The sequence below is a fragment of the Roseivirga spongicola genome (genome assembly GCF_034376045.1).
GTDB classification, from domain to species: Bacteria; Bacteroidota; Bacteroidia; order Cytophagales; family Cyclobacteriaceae; genus Roseivirga; species Roseivirga spongicola.
Window position 1 is genome coordinate 184,702 of the sequence record NZ_CP139724.1, and the last position, 19,990, is coordinate 204,691.

Genomic DNA, 19,990 nt, shown 5'->3' on the forward strand with positions numbered 1-19,990 from the left:
AACTAAACTAATAACATGAAAGAATTCCAGAAATTTATCTCCAAGGGCAACGTGGTAGAAATTGCCGTTGGTTTAATTATGGCTACATACTTTGGAGCCATTGCCAAATCGTTAGTTAACGATGTAATTATGCCTCCGATTGGCCTCTTGTTAGGTGGGGTCGATTTTTCTACAATGAAAGTTGTGCTACAAGAAGCTTCTGCCGATGGAGCAACTGCTGAGGTTGCAATCAACTATGGTATTTTCTTCAACACGGTGCTTACTTTTGTCATCGTTGCTTTTGCCGTATTTATGATTGTAAAGTCTTACAATAGAATGAAGGAAAGGTGGGAGAAGAAGGAAGAAGCTGCGCCAGCTGCTCCCCCAAAACCAACTAAAGAAGAAGTACTGCTTACAGAAATTAGAGATCTACTAAAAAAATAACAAATGCCGGTTAAACCGGCTTTTTTCTTTTCATTCAACACCGATTATGTGATACTTTGGAAGTATGAAGAAAGTCGCCCTGCTATTACTATCTCTAGTTGTACTACTGGTAGCTTACGTTTTGATTAAAACGTTCACCTTTAAATCTCAGCAGCTTGAGGTTGCTGTGATTGACAAATTACAGATTGAGGATAATTCAGTAACAAACCTGCAGACAGCCCTTAGACTGAAGACCATCTCATTTGAAGATCCGGCAGAATTCGATTCATCTCAATTCCACCTATTCAACACCTTTCTGAAGGATGAATACCCTTTATCAGACAGTCTATTGAACCATCGAATATTCAATGAGTTTAGCCATTTGTATGAATGGAGAGGAAGCAATACAGAACTGAAGCCAATCGTTCTGATGGGTCATATTGATGTGGTACCTATAGCCTCTCCTGATAAATGGTCGGTTGAACCGTTTGGAGCAGAAATTAAGGATGGCAAGATTTGGGGAAGAGGCACAATTGACGATAAATTCTCTGTTATCGGAATTATGGAAGCTGTTGAAATGCTTCTCAAAGAGGACTTTCAGCCAGAAAGAACTATTTACCTAGCCTTTGGGCACGATGAAGAAGTAGGTGGTGATTTTGGCGCTGTAGCCATGGTAGAGCACCTAAAATCTAAGGGTATTGAAGCAGAGTATGTTTTGGACGAAGGCTACGCCATAACCCAAAAACTGATTCCCGGAATTGACACAGACGTAGCCATGATTGGCATTGCTGAGAAAGGCTCAACTACCATAGAATTTACAGTAGACATGGAGGGTGGCCATTCTTCTCAGCCTTCTCCTGAAACGGCCATAGATGTTTTGGCAAAGGCCATTTCAAGGTTGAAAGAAGAACCCATGGAAGCTACACTTTCTGAAGCTATGCAAGGCTTTATGAATCAGTTAGGACCAGAGATGGGCTTTGTGAATAAAATGGCATTCGCTAATAAGTCGCTCTTTAAGCCGATCATTATTGCTACTTATGAAGGTGCTAGTAATGCTGGCAACGCCTTGATAAGAACCACCACAGCACCCACTATTTTTGAGGCTGGCATTAAAGAGAACGTAATTCCAACTACGGCAAGGGCTTTGGTGAACTTCAGAATTATTCCAGGCCAAACAGCGGAAGATGTTATGGAGCATTGTTTGGCGGTGATGGATGATGAAAGAGTAAAAGCTAAGTTTTACGGATTCAATACTAACCCTTCACCGGTTTCGCCAATGGATAGTTGGGGTTATGAAACCATCAACAGAAGTATAAAACAGGTTTTTGAGGCTACTTTTACTGCTCCTAACTTGGTAATTGCGGCTACAGATTCTAGACACTTCAGTCCTATCAGCAAAAACATTTATCGGTTTGTGCCTTATCACATCAACGAGCAGAACATCAATACCTTCCATGGTATTGATGAGCATATTTTGGTGGAAGATTATAAGAATGCTATTAGATTCTACCGTCAGTTAATTTTAAACAGCAATCAGTAGCGGATACTGCGTGAGGGATAGTAGCGATTACCCCACAGGCTGAGGTACGAAGCCGAGGAGTAAAAGCGAATAGCCCGACCCTTTAGGGGCACGCCCAAAAAAGAAAAAGCCTTTGGCATTTACCAAAGGCTTTTAAAACTCTTAAGAAAAATCGATTAAAACCATGCTCCGCCTAAGTTGCGGAAAGGCCATGGAATTGAGGCTAACATAATGATTAGTCCGATTAGGTAGAAGGTGGCAATAGCGCCAAATTTCTTTGAATCGATGGCTGCTTTTTTGGCTTTACTGTGGCCTATGCTGATGAGGGCAATGGCAACAATCATCATTGAGATATGCTCAACCGCATAAAATCTAAGCACATCGTTTTGCATGAAGCCTTCAGTGAAACTTACTTTTGGACTAATGAAATATAGCACCAAGCCAATTACGAATTGGAGGTGAACCATCCCCATAGCCATGGCAGAAAGCTTTCTGTCTTTTGGGGTCCATACGCCAGATTTCTTTTTTGAAAATGCGTTGGCAATGGCAACAATTAAGAAGATTAATACTAGCCATCTGAGGCCTGAGTGAGCATGAAGTAGTCCTGAATACATAAGCGAATGATTGTTAGCACAAATAAACTATAGAATTACTTGAGATACCTAATTGTTGGCGTTTTTCTTCCACTCTGGGTTCTTCAAGGCTTGTAGTTCTTAAAACTTTAATGCTGCATAGCCTTTCAACTGATAGGTAGTCATGGTAGTAAGCATTGATGTGGCCACCTCTACCCCAGGTGCTAGCTTATTATGGTCTATGCTTCTGCCCATAAGTGATTGGGAACAAGCAAAAATCTTTACTCCAGCTTCTTCAAGTTCCTTAAAGATTTTGATATGAGGGTTATCTTCTCCATACTTAGCCTTATAGCTTTCATTGTCTAGAACAGACCAAACTGCCCCTGCATGGATAGCCAAAACCACATGCATATTTTCTTCGGGCACACCACCCATTGCATGCAAATTCAGCAGCCTTCCTACATTCACTAAAGAATACATCGGCTCTTTAGGGTTATTGCTCCCTGTGGCTACATCTATCACTATTTTATATTCCATATTAGAGTCTGGCTTTTCTGTAGCGTGAGGAGCATCCATAATACCAGCAAAGCCTTTCACCACGGGGTTCACCATTTCCTGAGCCTTTATTCCAATAGAGCTGATTAAAAATATGAATAGGATATACTTTTTCATGAGGATCTAATTTATCTCAAGTAACAAATTTTGACGCTTTTATAAAGCCTAGAAATGTTAAAAGGCAGATTTAACAAAAGAAAAACCTAGTATAGCTAGCTGATGGTTTGATTAAAAACATGCTGAATCTATATTGAGAAAAACTTAGCTCCATGACCTCACAACCCATTGATTACGAGAAACACTTTCTAGTTGAAACCTCTTGGGAAATATGTAATCAGTTGGGAGGAATTTATACAGTTATACGCTCTAAGCTCCCAGCTAATATTGAAGCTTGGGGAAAAAACTATTGCTTGCTTGGCCCATTGGTGAACAAAGGCCTGAATGCCGAATTTGAAGATATTGCCGAAAGAGAGTCGACACTTGGCAGAACTGTGGCAGCCCTAGAAAACATGGGCATCGAAGTAAGGTATGGCACTTGGTTAGTGTCTGGCAGGCCCAAAACTGTTCTTCTGAACCCCGACCACAACATTGGCAAACTTCAGCATATAAAGAAACAGCTTTGGGAAGATCATCAGATTCCCATTGGCACTGATGACTCTCTTTACGACATAAGCCTACAGTGGTGCGACTTAGTAGATACTTTCTTTACGTTATTCAGTAAGCATGAGAAAAGAACCATTCTATTTCATGGCCATGAATGGATGGTTTGCCCTGCATTATTGAATACGACTGGCGCTCATAGCAATGTAAAAACCATATTTACTACGCATGCCACTAGGCTTGGAAGAGTACTTGCCGTAAACCATAAAAACTTCTACGACATGATGTATGAAGTGGACGATCAAGAGCTTGCTAAGCAATTCGGAATTCCATCCATTCATCAACTTGAAAGACAAGGGGCTAACAAAACCGATTGCTTTACTACCGTAAGTCAAATTACCGGTCTAGAATGTGAAGCCCTACTGGGTAAACTGCCTGACCAGATAACACCCAATGGCCTCAATATTGAGCGCTTTCAAGATCCGCATCGTATTCAGATCAGGCACGAGAAGTATAAGAAACAGATTGAAAATTTTGTAATCGGACACTTCTTCAACGCTACTCCATTCGACCTTAACAAAACGCTGTTTCTATTTACAAGTGGTAGATATGAATACGAAAACAAAGGCTTCGATATAATAGTAAAAGCTCTCAAAAAGCTCAATGAGAAGCTTATACAAGAGAAGGTTGATGTTACAGTGGTAATGTTTTTTATAACCAATGCTCCAGTAAAATCTTTCAACCCTGCGGTACTCCATTCCAAAGCTTTGTTAGAAGAGGTTAAAAACACTTGCAAATCTATTGAGGGGGAAATTGCTGCTCAACTTTTGGTCAATGCAGCATCTTCGAAAGACGATTTTAAGCTTCCAGACCTAAATCAGTTTGTCTCAGATTATTGGAGGCTCAGATTTAGGCGCTCATTACAGTCATGGAAAACAGATGAGTGGCCTATGATTGTGACCCACTTACTACAAGATGATCATAACGATGCCATCTTAAAAGGGCTGAGAGAGGAGCAGTTGTTCAACAGTCCGATAGACAAAGTAAAAGTGGTGTTTCACCCTGAGTTTATCTCTCCAACCAATCCACTATTTGGTTTAGAATACTCTCAATTTGTTCGCGGTTGCCATATGGGTATTTTCCCAAGCTACTATGAACCATGGGGTTACACTCCTTTAGAATGTATTGCCAGAGGCGTACCAACAATAACCAGTGACCTTTCTGGCTTTGGCTCTTACACAGAAAACATTAATGCCAACTCGCAAGAAACAGGAGTTTACGTATTAAAAAGAAAAGATAAAACTGAAGCTCAATCGGTTGAAGACTTAGCTAAAATGTTGTTGCAGTTCTCTAAAACCAACTACAATTACAGAGCTATAATGAGAAACACTTTAGAGGAGTTTTCAAGAACATTTGATTGGCATAAACTAAGAATCCACTATGACGAGGCCTACGCTAAGGCTATTAAAAAGTAAATACTTATAGACGTGAAAAGACTTCAACCAACCCTAATACTACTATCATTCATTATGTTCATTCAGGCGGCACAAGCTCAAGACTGGGCAAACCTTAAAAAGTATCAACAGCAAAACAGTCAATTAACTCCATTAACTCAGGGAGAAAAGAGTGTGGTTTTTATGGGCAACTCAATTACCGAAGGCTGGAAAAATATTAGGCCTGAGTTTTTTGAAGGAAAGCCCTACGTAAACAGAGGAATTAGTGGTCAAACCACACCGCAAATGCTCATAAGATTCACGCAAGATGTTATTGACCTGAGACCAGAAGCTGTAGTAATCTTAGCTGGCATCAATGACATTGCTGGCAACACGGGGCCTACTACCCAAAAAATGATTACCGACAATATCTTCGCCATGGCCAAACTAGCCAAAGCACATAATATCAAAGTACTGCTATGCTCTGTTCTTCCTGCAAATGATTTTCCTTGGAGGCCAGGTTTAGAGCCTGCTCAAAAAGTAATCGATCTTAATGATGAGCTAAAAGCTTTTGCCAAAGAGCATAAGATAACTTACGTAGATTATTTCTCTGCTATGGTTAACGAACAAAACGGTCTTAAAGCCGAACTAGGGAGCGATGGCGTTCACCCGAACACCGCTGGTTACTTAGTAATGGAACCTATATTGGAAAAAGCGCTAGATAAAACGTTGAAAAGATAAGGCTAGCCATAGCTGCAAAACCCAAGCCCTTACAGTCCTAATCAAGAACACAACTGAGCATTTACTTAGGTTCAGAGACTACTTATTTGCAATTATATACCAATTGGTATATTTTTGTAAATGACCAAAGCAGAGAGAACCCGACAGTTTATAGTAGAAAGTGTAGCGCCTATTTTCAACAAGAAAGGAGCTTACGGTACGTCTCTCTCCGATATCACTGAAGCCACTGGACTTACCAAAGGAGCCATATATGGCAACTTTAAAGACAAAGACAACTTGGCCGTAGCCTGTTTTGAACATAACCTTAAGTTCTTTCAGAAAGGCCTTTTCAAGGCCCTGACTACCACTGATAACTCTTGGAATAAACTGGAAAGGTTCTTCAACTTTTATGAAGAGGGTTTTGAACAGGTGTATGAGAATGGAGGCTGTGCTCTGATGAATAGCTCAGTAGAAGCCGATGATGGTTACCCGTTACTGAAGGAACGCGTAAGCGTGACCTTTACTAATTGGAAGAAAGAACTAGCAGCTGTAATCACTGAAGGGCAAATGTCTGGTGAATTTAAAGCTGAAGTCCATGCCAGTGAAATGGCAAATTTAATTATAGCCGGAATTGAGGGCTCCATATTAATAGCCAAAAGCACTCAAAACAAAAACAGCTTTGGCACTACCCTCAACTACTTGAAAAGCATAATAGAAAAGCAATTAAAACAATGAAAAGAGTTGTAATCACTGGAATGGGGGCATTGACTCCCATCGGAAACAATATCAACGACTATTGGACCAACCTCAAGGCTGGTACTAGTGGAGCGGCAGAAATCACTCGGTTCGACACAAGTAAATTCAAAACGCACTTTGGGTGTGAACTAAAGAACTTTAATATCGATGATCATATCCCGAGAAGCGAATCGCGCAAATACGACCGCTTTACTTCTTATGCCTTAATTGCGGCAGAAGAGGCTGTTAAAAATGCTAATATCGATTTTGAGAGTTTAAACAGAAACAAAATTGGAGTGGTTTGGGGCTCAGGAAACGGAGGCATAGAAACCTTTACCGAGGAAATGATTGACTACGTAAAGCGAGATGAGAATCCTAAATTCAATCCATTCTTTATTCCTAAAATAATAGCAGACATTGCCTCTGGCGTTATTTCCATGAAGTACGGTCTCCGAGGCATCAACTTCACCTGTATATCTGCTTGCGCCTCTGGCACAACCGCAATTATTGACGCCTTCAATTACATCCGTTGGGGAAAAGCCAATATGGTTATTACTGGCGGTTCCGAAGCACCAATAACCGCAGCCGGATTGGGCGGTTTCAACGCTTCTAGAGCCTTAAGTACTAACAATGAGGAAGCCTCTACTGCATCTAGACCTTTTGACAAAACTCGAGATGGGTTTGTTGTTGGCGAAGGAGCCGGAGCCTTAGTCCTAGAGGAATATGAACATGCCAAAGCGCGTGGTGCTAACATCATTGCTGAAGTTGCAGGAGGTGGAATGGCTGCAGATGCATACCATTTAACGGGAACTCACCCTGAAGGGGAAGGCGCTTTTCTAGGAATGAATGAGGCACTGGAAGATGCAGGTATAATAGCAAAAGACATTGACTACATTAATATGCACGCTACCTCCACTCCTATTGGCGACCAGAGCGAATTAATAGCCGTGGAAAGAGTTTTCGGTAAGCGCGAAAACCTGAAGCTTTCGGCTACCAAATCTATGACTGGCCACTTACTAGGAGCAGCAGGAGCCATTGAATCTATTGCTAGCATAATGGCTATTCAAGAGGGTGTCATTCCACCTACAATCAATACGAAAGAGGTTGATTCAGATTGGGGAGATAAATTCGACTTGACTTTGGGCACCGCACAGAAACATGATGTACGTTACGCTATGAGTAACACCTTCGGTTTTGGCGGTCATATTGCTACAGCCATTTTCAAAAGGTTTGAATAATCATAGATGAATGTCATCCCCGCGTAGGCGGGGATTTCAAGCTTCTTGCAATTCTTTAGGGGATTCCCGCCTGCGCGGGAATGACGGTTATATTTTTGCAGAAAAATCGACCCCGAGTAGTTGGCAGAGAACTTAATAGAAAACAATCTCAACATCAGGAAGACTCTCCAGCAACTTATCAATATCATTCTGACGCAAGCCTGTGTTGAAACAGGTGATTTTCTCAAGATTCTGCAACCCTGAAAGTCTATCTAACCTAAATACTTTGGTATTAGAACAATCAATCTCCTTCATGTTCTGAAGGTTCTCTAACCCTCTAAAGCGCTTTACGTTGGTTCCTGAACAATTTAGCATTTCTAGTTCAGTTAAACCTGAAAGCGGCCTTAAACCCTCAACAGCCGTATTGGTAATATTCAACCTTTTTAGACTAGGGTATTTTGAGGAAATTCCTGTTAAATCAGCAATAGGCATTTGTAATAAGGCTAAGCTTTCTAACTCAGGCAATTCAGGCAGGTCTGTAATTAAATTCGTTCTCACCTGCTGAAGTTTTAACTCTTTCAATCTAAAAAATAGCTGAAGAGATGCTTCAAACTCAGAATTAAGATTGACTCCATTAAAACTTAAAGATTCTTGCGCAACTAGCGTATGAAGTTCATCTCTATCTGGCTGAGAAGACAGCCTTACATTGTCTCCGAATGCTCGCTTCAAGTTTGGAGGAAGATCTGCCCACCACGTAAGCAATTTATCGGACATAAAACGAATATTCACCTTCGGCCTTTTTTTCAATAAGTCGGCAACCTGCTCAGCAGAAACGTTACTTCCATCGGCATCTAGCAATTCTAACTTAGGTAATTCAGCTACTTGGTCTAGATTACGAATGGCTGTATTCTTGGCTTCAAGTCTTTCCAAATTTCTAAGCGAAGACAGATTAGACAACGTATTGATGTCTGTATTATTTACACTAAGCGTCACTAGGCGAGAAGAAAGCTCTTGACCGTTTAGCACACTGATTCGGTTACCATCTAAGTTCAAATATTTCAATGACTGGAACCTAGTAAGTGGAGATAGGCTCTTTAATCCAGACTGACTCGCGTCTAGAGAGTCTAGTCTAACTAATGCCGATAAATCTTCAACCTCTGGGCTGAAAGTGCCCATCACATCTCCCAACTTATTCTTCAATGGGCTCGGCAATTCATTCCACCAAGCCATTAATTGATCTGAATTGGTGATAAGTAGCGCTCTACTAGCCGAATTGAATTTATCAATTGCCTCGTCTGTCAATGCCACTCCATTGGCGTATACCATCTTCAGTTGAGTCAGACCTAATAATGGAGTCAAATCAGAAATCTCAGTATTGTCTATTATCAGGGTCTGCAAACTTTTAAGGTTCTCGAAACCTGCTAAAGAAGTGATTTCAGTAGCAGACAGATCCAACAAACTAAGCTGGCTCATGGCAGCTATCCCCTGAACAGTAGAAATATCGCTATTCTTTAAATGAAGCGACCTCAAGCTTTTTATCTGACCAAAACTCACCTCATCTATGCCTTTGGCATCTTCTAAGCTTAATATTCCAAGTGCATTAAGCCCCTCTAAAAATGAAAGATCAGTACCTGCTATGCCATTCAGATTCAACTCTGTGAGTTTGTCAAAACCTGTTAGCACTGAGAAATCTTCCACATGGCTATTACTCAGATTGAGCTTCCTAATGTCTTTGTGATATTTTAAATACTGTAGATCGAAAACCGATGTATTGGATACATCTAGCGACTGTAATTTATTGATAGACAGCAACGGCTTTAGGTCATTAACCCAAGTATTGCTGATTCTTAAGTGCTTTAAGGAGGTCAGTTGATAGATTGGCTCCAAGTCCAATATAAGGTCGTTGCCTTTCAGGTCTAGAGAATCTATGGTGGCTAAGTTGAATAACTCATCTTTAGAAAGACTGTCATACACCAAGCCTAATTTCTTTTTAAACACCTTTTTCCATTCTAAAGTCAGTCCACTCCACCACTCTCTTAACTGTTTCTCTTTACTGATTTTAGTGGTATAGATGCTAGCAATTTTCAACTCATTGTTGGCGTCAGCATTCAATTCTATATAGCGCTTCTTGGTTGAGTTAATCTCTTCTCCTCCTAGACTTACTGCCTCCAGGTTTCTGATGAGCTCTACTCTGTAATAAGGCTTCTCATCATCTTTCTGAAGCTTCTCTACTTTCTCCACCTCAAAGTCGAAAACGGCTTCCTCAAAAAAGAAATCTATATCCTTCAAGTAAGCCTGAATATCTTTATAAGTTACTGTTGACCTGTTCTCTTGCAAGTCATCTTCTACTTGCACCTTCTCATTGGCAAAAAGCTTTAAGTAACTGCTGTTAATTATAGTCTCTTTCTCAGAAACCGAGGTACGGGTTCCACCCAAAAGATTGAAATAATAGGCCAATGTTTCTACCATTCCCTTGGCCTGCTCCATCTTCGGATCAGCAGATGCATCAAACTCCTGTGCTTTAGCTTGAAAGAAAACCAGCAGGAAGCAACACCCAATAATGAGTTTATTTCTTATCATAAAGCAGCTTTAACAGATCTTCTTTTTGTTGTGCATTGATTTTCACCAGATCTGAGATGAGCCATCCTGTATTGTAGCCAGGACGATTGAAATTATTCAGAGAGAAATACCATCCGTCTACCGAGAAAAAATGATAATTCAATCTATTAACCGTCTCAAAAGTCAGATTCCCCATTTTTACATCGTAAAGGAACACAGTCAGTAAATCTGGTTCGAAATCGGCCAATGTATATGATTCCGGACTCCCATCTTTCACCATTGCTTTTCTCAGGTTCATAAAATCTAACTCATGGCTCATAGGATGCAGAAACTCTTTAGTTTGCCCTCTCTGCTTATCGAAGAGTGTTTTGTATGGTTCGAAGGAGATATCAGCAATTACCCATTCATAACCCAACCCCTCTTCTTGGATTTGCATATATAGCGTTAGCGGCATAGACCTTCCTTTATACCTGAAAGTGGTATTGACCACCGCAAACCATTCTTTTGCCTGCAGGTCTAGAAAAATAGGCTGATCATCACTGGTAACTTTATTTACAAACTCTTCGAATAAAGATTCAGAAAACCCGGCATTCTCCTCATCGAAGAGAATGCTCAGGAATCTTTTTCTTAATCTTGAATTTCTGTATTGCCTGTCTTCTGGCTCAAACTCTCTCCCCTTGGTATCTTCTTCACCATTGAACCTGCTAAAAAATTGGTTCAGTTGCTTTGTACTAGCCAAAAGCTGACGCTCAATTTCATCGTCTTCTGAGACGATCTGCGCCTGTAGATTACCTTGAATTACTAGAACTAATAAGCCGGAAAGCAGCAAAAATCTTTTGATCATATCGAAGTTTCAGACACACGAATATCACCCAAAATTACATCCCAGAACTCAATAGTTCTACCTGCAATCTGAGTCTCTTTCTTTTCTACGTATATAGTGATGTCCTTTTTGGTTGTATCCTTATACGCTAACTTATCACCATTAGTACCTTCAAACTTCTGATAAATAGTTACTACACCAACATACCTGCCATCAGGCTGTCTTTCAAGGTCAGAAATGTAGTGTACATCGTACCACTCAATGGTTACTTTATCATAATTCAGGGCCATCAACCTACGGAAGTACTCTCTTACCTTGTAGTATTCGATTTCTTCTTTAGCCAATGATGAAACACCCATTTCAGAACCTGGAGCGAAAAGCTCTTCAGCCCTATCCATTACGCGAGTAGCCTCGTTGTATGGAGTGCTCTTATTTCCGATAATTTTAATGTACTTACCGAGATCTTTCACCTTTTCCAAAGCCAATGAATCGATGGCTTTTTCTCTGTTCGGATCTACTGCATTCTGAGCCATTACCGCAGTACTAGTGAAAACTGCAATGAAGGCGATAGCTAATAATTGAATATATCTTCTGTTCATTTTCTTCTTATTTTTTCACCAATACCAATTCCTTAATCTTACCGCTTGGGTCTCTCACTACTTCTTTCACTCTGTGCACATTGTTTCCTGTGTCTTTGATGTAGTTGAGGTATTTAGTGATATCTGTTGGCTCATCGTAATCTTCAGTGCCATTAGCAGCATAGATTATAATAAGAACAGGTGCCGTTCCATTGCTAAATAGACCTAGCGCCTCTCTGATGTTTCTGTTGGCTACATCGTTAGATGAAGCAGAAGCAATAGCAGCGAAGTAATTATTAAGACGAGTATCTAAAGTAGCTTCTGGTGCGCTTCTTACATCTCTTGGCTCAGGTTCTGGCTCTGGCTCAGGTTCTGGAGTAGGAGCCGGCTCTTCCATAGGTTCTGGCTCAGGCTGTGCATCTACAAGTGCTTTCTTGCTTTTACACGAAGCCAATACTAAAACTAAAACCATAAAGAGAGCTAATGATTTAATTGATTTGTTCATCTGGATTAACATTGTTTAAGTTGCTCTTTTTTCATTTTCGAACTGATTGGACAAATAGTGTTCCAATTCGAGCGTTTAACGTAAAACCGTTGAACGCGGATATGTTCGGCAAAAATAATTTTTGAATTGAGAAAAAGCCTCTCAAAATGGCAAGTAAATTCTTAATGACGGAGCTATAAAAGTGTAAGCTGAAATTGACAGAAAGAAGCACTGATTTTAAATCATCTTTTCTACGGGATTTTATAGCCACCCAACACTCTCATTCAAGTATTAGAACCAACACTCACCCTAATTCACATTTAGAAAAGAACTAAACACATCAAGTTTTCCGTCAATTATACATATTATTTAATTATAACAATATTAATTACTACTTTAAGAACACATTAAGCAAACAAAATACAAATGAAAAAACTTACTATCACTTTACTACTTTGTCTTTGCGCAGTAGCAATCATCTCGTTCGCAACACCAGCCAAAGCAAAAAACACAAACAATAGCTCTGAATGTTATTTGGAAAATGTAAGAGCTTGGGTTGTAACGGATATACCCGGACAAGCCCCAGGTTACGAAGCATACTTTGCTTCAAAAGCAACTGCCAACATATTTATTGGGTTCTTTGGCGGAGGAACAATATCTGATACCAATGCATGCAAGCCATACAATGTTGTGATTAGACAAACAACAGACCCTTGTACACCATGTAGCTAATTATCACATTAAATAAAAATAGAGGCTGCATCTAAAATAAACAGCCTCTATTTATTGGTGAAAATCTTTGATGCTATCCTAATTACCCTCTGGCATATTTGCCACAGACGCTCCCTCGGGCATTTGGAAGTTACTCATAGCCGGATACTCTTTTGAAACTTGAATGTTCTCAAATGTAGTAGCATTACCCCTTGGCTCTCCTACCTCACCATCAGCATAGCTATACCACTGCAAAGAAGTTGGCAACATCACACCTTCAAAATTTTGCCACCCTTCATACTTTATCAGACTATATCTGTCTTTTGCTCCACCACCAAAAGTAGCCATATAGAGCAACCAATGCATTTTATTGGTATCAGGATCCGAACAAATAATGTATGAGTCGTTAGGAGAATCTCCCACGCCATTATCGTAAGACACCTTCACAGCATTATAAGTTTTGCCAGCCAACTCCATTGGTTCCATCACCTCATAGTTTACCCCAGGGTCTCCTACCACAAAAGGAAAAGCGTAGAAGTAAAACATAAGATTATAACGCATACGCTGCCTATCGGCATTTTCAGAAGCAGGATAAACCCAAACTTGCTCTCCATCAAAGCCCACAGTTCGATTTTCTGACTCAATTCGAGTATACCTGTTCTGCAACTCTACAAGTGTTTTACTACCCCCACTGTTATATGAAAGAGATTTTAATGAAGTCCACGTATCGAAGCCTCCGTGAGCATCGAAAACCGCAGTGATTTCAGGAATATGATGTGCTGTATTGCTCGGCTTTACAACCTCTGAAACTTCTTGACTATCTTTTTTGCCCTCACAGGCCATTAAAAATATTAATAGTGAAAGTGCTATGAGTTCTTTCATGATGGCATTTTTTGTACAAAGGTGAAATTAAAGAATTTAAAATACTGTCAGTTTAAGAACATTTCAGTGCATTACTTAGTCAGCTTTTACAAATTCCTTGACTGCAAGCAGCAGTGGCCATTACACAAATTAAAATACCAATGAGCTTTTAAAAGCCTTACAAAAAGTCAGAAAGACATTTAACTTTGGGCTAAGCAGATTTATATGAATAAAGAGCAGAAATTCGAAACCCAAGCCGTTAGAACTCAAATTGAGCCTACTCATGCCAAGGAGCATTCTACTCCCATGTACCTTACTTCTAGCTTTATTTATGATGACGCAGAAGAAATGAGGGCTTCATTTGCTGGCGAGAACGACAGGCATATCTATAGTCGGTTCAGCAACCCTAACTATCAGGAGCTAATAGATAAAGTATGCTTAATGGAGGGTGCCGAAGCGGGTTACGTTTTTGCAACCGGTATGTCTGCTGTTTTTTCAAGTTTTGCTGCTTTAAGCAACTCTGGAGATCACATCATCAGTTGCCGATCGATTTTTGGATCTACACACACAGTATTCACCAAAATTCTACCGAAGTGGAATATTCAAACCACTTATGTTGAAGTAGACGATCCAGCTAGCTGGGAAAAGGCTGTTCAACCGAACTCTAAGCTTTTCTACCTAGAAACACCCACTAACCCTGGAGTAGACCTGGTAGACCTAGAAGCTGCTTCTACTTTCTGCAAAAAGCACGGCCTGTTAATGATTGTAGACAATTGCTTTGCTACACCTTATCTGCAACAGCCCATCAAATTCGGAGCTGATTTGGTGATTCATTCTGCCACCAAATTTATTGATGGTCAAGGCCGAGTAATGGGTGGAATCACGGTGGGCAAGAAAGAACTGATCGAAGAAATTTATGCCTTCAGCCGAAGCACAGGCCCAGCACTATCTCCTTTCAATGCTTGGGTACTTTCTAAAAGCTTAGAAACACTAGCAGTTCGGATGGACAGACATTGTGAGAATGCCCTGAAGCTAGCAGAGTTTCTTTCTACCCACCCAAAAGTCAGTTGGGTAAAATACCCAAGATTAAAGAGTCATCCGCAGTACGGTATTGCCCAAAAGCAAATGAATGCTGGTGGTGCTGTAGTAGCTTTTGGCGTTCAAGGTGGACTGGAAAAAGGACGCAGCTTCTTGAACAATCTTAAAATGTGCTCCCTCACTGCCAACCTTGGAGACAGCAGAACTATTGCTACTCACCCTTCATCTACCACTCATGCGAAACTTTCTGAGGAAGAACGTCAGAAAGTTGGCATTACTCCAGAACTCATTCGTATTTCCGTAGGTTTAGAACATATTGATGATATCATTTCCGATATCCAACAAGCTTTAGAGCAAGATTAAAATGAAGCAAATTCTGGCCGAAATTCTCACCATTGGTGATGAAATACTCTACGGACAAATAACTGATACCAATTCTCAATGGATCAGCTCTGAACTGGACCAACTAGGAATAAAGGTCGTTCGCAAAACGACTGTTGGCGACACTGAAGAAGCCATACTTGGTGCTTTTGCTGAAGCCGAAGCAAGAGCAGACATGGTGCTCATTACAGGCGGCCTAGGCCCCACAAACGATGACCTCACCATGCCAATGCTTGCTCAATACTTCGACAGCGAGATCGTCATGAATGAGAGTGTTTTGACTCACGTTAAACATTTCTTTGAAAGCAGAGGAAGAACTTTTACAGAGCTAAACAAAAGACAGGCTTTAGTTCCAAAAGCAGCCGAAGTGCTACATAATGAACTAGGGACAGCCCCTGGAACTTGGTATGAAAAAAATGGCAAAGTATTCGTTTCTATGCCTGGAGTACCGCATGAAATGAAGAACCTGATGAAGACTCTGGTTCTTCCCAAACTGGCTTCGTTCTTTCAAACCCCAGTTATCTATCACAAGCTGATCAAAACAGTTGGGATTGGTGAATCTTTCCTAGCCGACAAAATTAAAGACTGGGAAGAAAGCCTCCCCGAGCATATTTCTCTGGCCTACTTGCCAAGCGTAGGTCAAGTAAAGCTTAGACTCACCGCTATTGGAGACAATAGAGAACACCTAAAAAAAGATGTTCAAGATTTAATTGACGATTTGATGCCTTTGGCTGGCTCCTATATTTACGGTTACGACAATACTACATTAGAAGAAGCTGTGGGACAACTTCTAAAAGCAAAGGGAAAAACAATCGCCTTGGCCGAAAGTTGTTCTGGTGGTTACGTTCAGCATAAAATCACAACCATTGCTGGTTCTTCAGAGTACTTTCAGGGAGGAGTGGTCCCTTACCACAACAACCACAAAGTCAACCTACTAGGTGTTAAACCTGCGACATTAGAAGTGCATGGAGCGGTAAGTGAGGCTTGCGTAAAAGAAATGGCAGAAGGTGCTAGAAAGTTATTTAATGCTGATATTGGCGCTTCTTCTAGTGGAATTGCCGGACCTGGAGGTGGTTCTGAAGAGAAACCCGTTGGTACAGTTTGGATTGCTTTTGCTGATGAAAAAGAAACCATCACTAAAAAACTGCAACTAACACAGAATAGACTATTAAATATTGAATTGACACAAATTTCCGTATTAAATTTGGTAAGGAAAAGTTTGAGTCGCTAAAACTTTGATAATATTTGGTAATTCACTTACTTTTGTGGATTAGTGCAAACGTTATAATTCGCTAAAAACAAGGAAATGGCTATAGTAGAAATGGTAATGCCAAAGATGGGGGAAAGTATCATGGAGGGTACTGTACTATCTTGGCTTAAACAAGAAGGCGACACTATTGAGGCAGATGAATCTGTACTTGAAGTGGCTACAGATAAAGTGGACACGGAAGTACCTGCCACACATGGAGGAGTTCTGAAAGAAATTTTGGTAAAAGAAGGCGATGTGGTGGCTGTTGGAGCACCAATAGCCAAAATAGAGACAGAAGCAAGCGAGTCTACCTCTGCAGCTCCTGCACCTGAGGCTCCTGCTAGCAATGGCAAAGCACAAGAAGAAACTAAATCAGAGCCTACTGCTCCGGCAGCAACAGCGACAAACAACAACGGACAAACAGCTCAAGTAGCTTCAGATCGCTTCTATTCTCCTTTGGTAATGAGCATTGCTCGCCAAGAGAACATTCCTATGGCCGAACTAGAAACCGTTCCTGGCACAGGTAGAGAAGGCAGAGTAACTAAAAGCGACATTCTTTCTTATGTGAAGAATAGACCTGCTGGTGGTCAAGCGACTCAAACTCCTGCGGCAAGCCCTGCTCCTGCAGCAGCTCAGACAAGTACGCAAAGAGCCCCTCAGCCAATGCCAGTATCTATTTCAGGTGAAGACGAGATCATTGAGATGGATAGAATGCGCAAGATGATTGCTGAGCGCATGGTTGATAGTAAGCGCATTTCTCCACACGTAACTTCATTTGTAGAAGCAGACGTAACCAATGTAGTTTACTGGAGAAATAGAGTTAAAAATCAATTCAAAGAAAGAGAAGGCGAGCCTATTACTTTCACTCCAATCTTTATTGAGGCTATTGTAAGAGCCATGAAAGATTACCCGATGATGAATGTGCAGGTTGATGGCAACAGAATTATCAAAAAGAAAGACATCAACATCGGTATGGCCGTTGCATTGCCATCGGGCAACCTAATTGTTCCTGTAATTCACAATGCAGATCAGCTTAGCCTTGTAGGCCTCACTAAAAGAGTAAACCAATTGGCTAGAAAGGCTCGTGAAAACAAGCTTACTCCAGACGATCTTCAGGGCGGAACCTACACCGTATCTAACGTAGGTTCATTTGGTAATGTAATGGGTACACCTATCATTATGCAGCCTCAAGTAGGCATTATGGCCCTTGGTGCGGTACAGAAAAAACCAGCTGTGGTAGAAACTCCTGCCGGAGATGCCATTGCCATCAGGCACAAAATGTTCCTTTCTCACTCTTATGACCATAGAGTTGTAGACGGATCACTAGGCGGTATGTTTGTTCGTAGAGTAGCCGACTATCTAGAGAGATTCGACTTGAACAGAGGCTTCTGATTCGGAAGACTTCAGATTGTAGACATTAGATTTTAGATAAAAGACTAAACCCCGACTTGAGCGATCAGGTCGGGGTTTTCTTTTTTATTAAATTGTACAAAACACGCATGAGACTAGAAACCATAGATATTGAGGGAAAGTCATTTTTTGGTATAGCCATGCCCTATGATACAGACCTTATTGCAAAGGCAAAAAAACTCAAAGGAAGGTGGCACCCGAAAAGAAAGCTTTGGCTATTTCCAATTACACCTGAGCGAAAAGAAAAGCTTATTAGAGCCTTCAATTTGCAGAGCTCGAATAAGTCAAAAACACTAATTCTAAAAGAGAAATCTAAAGTCCCGAAAGAATACTTGGAGCAGCTAGAGCGAAGGCGTTACAGCCCCAACACCATTCAAACCTACTTATCGCTCTTTGAAAAATTTCTGAGTCATTTCAATTCAATTGAACCTGAGCAATTAAACGATAGCCACGTGGCCGAATTCCAAACCTATTTAGTGTCAGAAAAAAAGGTATCTACTAGTAGTCAAAATCAATATATCAATGCGATAAAATTCTACTTTGAAAAAGTACTGGGAAGAGAAAGAGGGTACTACCATATTGAAAGACCAATCAAAGAGTTCAGGTTGCCAAAGGTATTGACAGAAAAAGAAGTTTCTGCTATTCTAAATTCCGTTCATAACCTAAAGCACAAGGCAATGCTACTCATGGTATATAGTTCAGGTCTGAGAGCAGGTGAGTTGATCAAATTACATATTGGTGATATAGACAGTGAACAGATGCGTGTATTTGTAAGAGGTGGGAAAGGCAAAAAAGACCGAGTAACGATCCTCTCTCAAAAGGCATTGGTGGTGTTGCGCGAATATTTTAAAAAGTACCGACCAAAGGAGTATCTATTTGAAGGACAAAATGGCGGGCAATACTCTGACTCTAGTTTAAGGAGAGTTTTTATTTCGGCTATTCAAAGAGCCAAGCTTTCGAAAAGAGTTACTCTACATTCTTTGCGCCATAGCTTTGCTACACATCTTTTAGAAAAAGGAGTGGACATCAGGTATATCCAAGTTTTATTGGGACATAACTCAAGTCAGACCACAGAAATTTATACACATATAACACATAAGGGTTGGGAAAAAATACAGTCACCTTTAGATAATTTAAACCTGGACGACTAAATTGAAAACTCACGATAGCCATCAGAAATGCATGGCTATCGTGCATAAATATTAAATTATATGATTTATATCGTGCATAAAAGTGCACGATAGCTAACGTTGGCAGTCATATTGAAAAAAAACACGAAAAAAAGTATCTTTTATGATGTTTATCAGTCTACTTAATGAACGATAAAATTTAAAAGTTATGAATAATTGTAAATGCACTAATTGCGATTGCACTAAATGTAATTGTGGAAATTGTTTGGAAAATAATTGTCCTTGCTCTAAATGTGAGTGTGACAAATGTAATTGTTGTTAATTTCAATAAAGGTTGGTTTCTTGACTAACCTTTATTTATTTTTGATTATGGAAACTCAAAAAATATGGGACAACTTTAATGATGAATTATATTTCTTCATTCTCAAAAAAGTTAAAAATAAAGATGCCGCAAACGATATTTTCCAAAATACATTTTTAAAAATTCACAAAAATTTACCTAAGCTCGAAAAAGAAGAAAAAGCAAAAGCGTGGATTTTCCAAATTGCCCGTAACGAAACGATTAATTACTTTAACAAAGAATCCATTTATGTAGGAAAATTAGATATAAATAAGGAAATTCCTTTACAAAAATTTCAATATATATGTTGCTTTGATAAATTCATAAATGATTTACCCAAAATTTACAGACAAGTAATCGAACTGATTTATATAAAAGGACTAAAACAAAAGGATGTTGCCAAAGAATTAGGAATTAGCCTTGAAAATGTAAAAGTAAGAATTAGGAGAGCAAAGGATATTTTAAAGAAAAAATTCAACGAATGTTGCAAATATGAATTTGATAAAAATGGTAAGTTAATTGGAGAATCGAATTGTTCAATTTGTAAAACAGAATAAAAATACGCCTGCCAACACCGTATAACAACAATTGCGGCTCTGTGTCTTGCGGACACAACCGCGCAAGCATAAAAGTCATTAATTTTAGCTATCTTAGTTTCCAAACAACCCGCAAC

The 19,990-nt window shown here is 40.0% G+C and carries 19 protein-coding genes; 12 read left to right on the forward strand and 7 right to left on the reverse strand.

The window, feature by feature from the left end; genetic code table 11:
- The first annotated feature begins 15 nt into the window (after window positions 1–15).
- A complete protein-coding gene (gene mscL / locus T7867_RS00825; protein ID WP_068219696.1) occupies window positions 16–423 on the forward strand; it encodes a large-conductance mechanosensitive channel protein MscL in 408 nt (135 codons plus the stop codon).
- A 64-nt stretch (window positions 424–487) separates the two neighbouring features.
- On the forward strand, window positions 488–1,942 hold the full coding sequence (locus tag T7867_RS00830; RefSeq protein ID WP_068219693.1) for a M20 family peptidase: 1,455 nt from the start codon (window positions 488–490) through the stop codon (window positions 1,940–1,942).
- A 155-nt stretch (window positions 1,943–2,097) separates the two neighbouring features.
- Here T7867_RS00830 and T7867_RS00835 read toward each other — a convergent pair whose 3' ends face one another.
- Both T7867_RS00835 and T7867_RS00840 read right to left on the reverse strand, forming a co-directional pair.
- Entirely contained in the window at window positions 2,098–2,535 is a 438-nt protein-coding gene (locus T7867_RS00835) for a cytochrome B (protein WP_068219690.1), read from the reverse strand.
- A gap of 99 nt (window positions 2,536–2,634) precedes the next feature.
- Window positions 2,635–3,165, reverse strand: coding sequence for a DsrE family protein (locus tag T7867_RS00840; RefSeq protein ID WP_068219687.1), 531 nt, complete (start codon window positions 3,163–3,165; stop codon window positions 2,635–2,637).
- Window positions 3,166–3,317: 152 nt separating this feature from the next.
- Between T7867_RS00840 and T7867_RS00845 the strand changes: the two genes are divergently transcribed.
- The 4 genes from T7867_RS00845 (at window position 3,318) to fabF (ending at window position 7,774) form a co-directional block, all read left to right on the forward strand.
- Window positions 3,318–5,123, forward strand: a complete 1,806-nt coding sequence (locus tag T7867_RS00845; protein ID WP_068219685.1) for a glycosyltransferase — start codon at window positions 3,318–3,320, stop codon at window positions 5,121–5,123.
- Between the two features lie 12 nt (window positions 5,124–5,135).
- Window positions 5,136–5,822 carry an SGNH/GDSL hydrolase family protein gene (locus T7867_RS00850; RefSeq protein WP_221405983.1) on the forward strand — a complete coding sequence of 229 codons (687 nt, stop codon included), beginning with the start codon at window positions 5,136–5,138 and terminating at the stop codon, window positions 5,820–5,822.
- A gap of 120 nt (window positions 5,823–5,942) precedes the next feature.
- Window positions 5,943–6,536, forward strand: a complete 594-nt coding sequence (locus tag T7867_RS00855; RefSeq protein ID WP_068219681.1) for a TetR/AcrR family transcriptional regulator — start codon at window positions 5,943–5,945, stop codon at window positions 6,534–6,536.
- Entirely contained in the window at window positions 6,533–7,774 is a 1,242-nt protein-coding gene (fabF, locus tag T7867_RS00860) for a beta-ketoacyl-ACP synthase II (protein WP_273515785.1), read from the forward strand. The genes T7867_RS00855 and fabF overlap by 4 nt, the downstream gene beginning before the upstream one ends.
- A 132-nt stretch (window positions 7,775–7,906) precedes the next feature.
- Here the strand turns inward: fabF and T7867_RS00865 are convergent, their stop codons facing one another.
- From T7867_RS00865 to T7867_RS00880, 4 genes are all read right to left on the reverse strand, one after another.
- Window positions 7,907–10,333, reverse strand: coding sequence for a leucine-rich repeat domain-containing protein (locus T7867_RS00865; protein ID WP_322299742.1), 2,427 nt, complete (start codon window positions 10,331–10,333; stop codon window positions 7,907–7,909).
- Window positions 10,320–11,156: a hypothetical protein gene (locus T7867_RS00870; RefSeq protein WP_089082284.1), complete on the reverse strand. Its 837-nt coding sequence runs from the start codon at window positions 11,154–11,156 to the stop codon at window positions 10,320–10,322. The genes T7867_RS00865 and T7867_RS00870 overlap by 14 nt, the downstream gene beginning before the upstream one ends.
- Complete coding sequence (locus tag T7867_RS00875) at window positions 11,153–11,668, reverse strand: hypothetical protein (protein ID WP_394364969.1); 516 nt, start codon at window positions 11,666–11,668, stop codon at window positions 11,153–11,155. Before T7867_RS00875 ends, T7867_RS00870 begins: the two co-directional genes overlap by 4 nt.
- A gap of 73 nt (window positions 11,669–11,741) precedes the next feature.
- Complete coding sequence (locus T7867_RS00880) at window positions 11,742–12,218, reverse strand: nucleoid-structuring protein H-NS (RefSeq protein ID WP_157717585.1); 477 nt, start codon at window positions 12,216–12,218, stop codon at window positions 11,742–11,744.
- A gap of 405 nt (window positions 12,219–12,623) precedes the next feature.
- Between T7867_RS00880 and T7867_RS00885 the strand changes: the two genes are divergently transcribed.
- On the forward strand, window positions 12,624–12,929 hold the full coding sequence (locus T7867_RS00885; RefSeq protein WP_273515783.1) for a hypothetical protein: 306 nt from the start codon (window positions 12,624–12,626) through the stop codon (window positions 12,927–12,929).
- Between the two features lie 78 nt (window positions 12,930–13,007).
- On the opposite strand, the gene T7867_RS00890 is transcribed toward T7867_RS00885, so the two are convergent.
- Window positions 13,008–13,790: a DUF6503 family protein gene (locus T7867_RS00890; RefSeq protein WP_273515782.1), complete on the reverse strand. Its 783-nt coding sequence runs from the start codon at window positions 13,788–13,790 to the stop codon at window positions 13,008–13,010.
- A 204-nt stretch (window positions 13,791–13,994) separates the two neighbouring features.
- Here T7867_RS00890 and T7867_RS00895 point away from each other — a divergent pair, with 204 nt between their 5' ends.
- The 5 genes from T7867_RS00895 (at window position 13,995) to T7867_RS00915 (ending at window position 19,874) form a co-directional block, all read left to right on the forward strand.
- Window positions 13,995–15,170 (forward strand): trans-sulfuration enzyme family protein, encoded by a 1,176-nt coding sequence (locus tag T7867_RS00895; RefSeq protein ID WP_273515781.1) that lies wholly within the window; start codon window positions 13,995–13,997, stop codon window positions 15,168–15,170.
- A 1-nt stretch (window position 15,171) separates the two neighbouring features.
- Window positions 15,172–16,419, forward strand: coding sequence for a competence/damage-inducible protein A (locus tag T7867_RS00900; RefSeq protein WP_322299743.1), 1,248 nt, complete (start codon window positions 15,172–15,174; stop codon window positions 16,417–16,419).
- A 75-nt stretch (window positions 16,420–16,494) separates the two neighbouring features.
- Window positions 16,495–17,829 (forward strand): dihydrolipoamide acetyltransferase family protein, encoded by a 1,335-nt coding sequence (locus T7867_RS00905; protein ID WP_322299744.1) that lies wholly within the window; start codon window positions 16,495–16,497, stop codon window positions 17,827–17,829.
- Window positions 17,830–17,936: 107 nt separating this feature from the next.
- Entirely contained in the window at window positions 17,937–18,998 is a 1,062-nt protein-coding gene (xerA, locus tag T7867_RS00910) for a site-specific tyrosine recombinase/integron integrase (RefSeq protein ID WP_221405982.1), read from the forward strand.
- Between the two features lie 348 nt (window positions 18,999–19,346).
- Complete coding sequence (locus T7867_RS00915; RefSeq protein ID WP_068219648.1) at window positions 19,347–19,874, forward strand: sigma-70 family RNA polymerase sigma factor; 528 nt, start codon at window positions 19,347–19,349, stop codon at window positions 19,872–19,874.
- The last annotated feature ends 116 nt before the right edge of the window (window positions 19,875–19,990 follow it).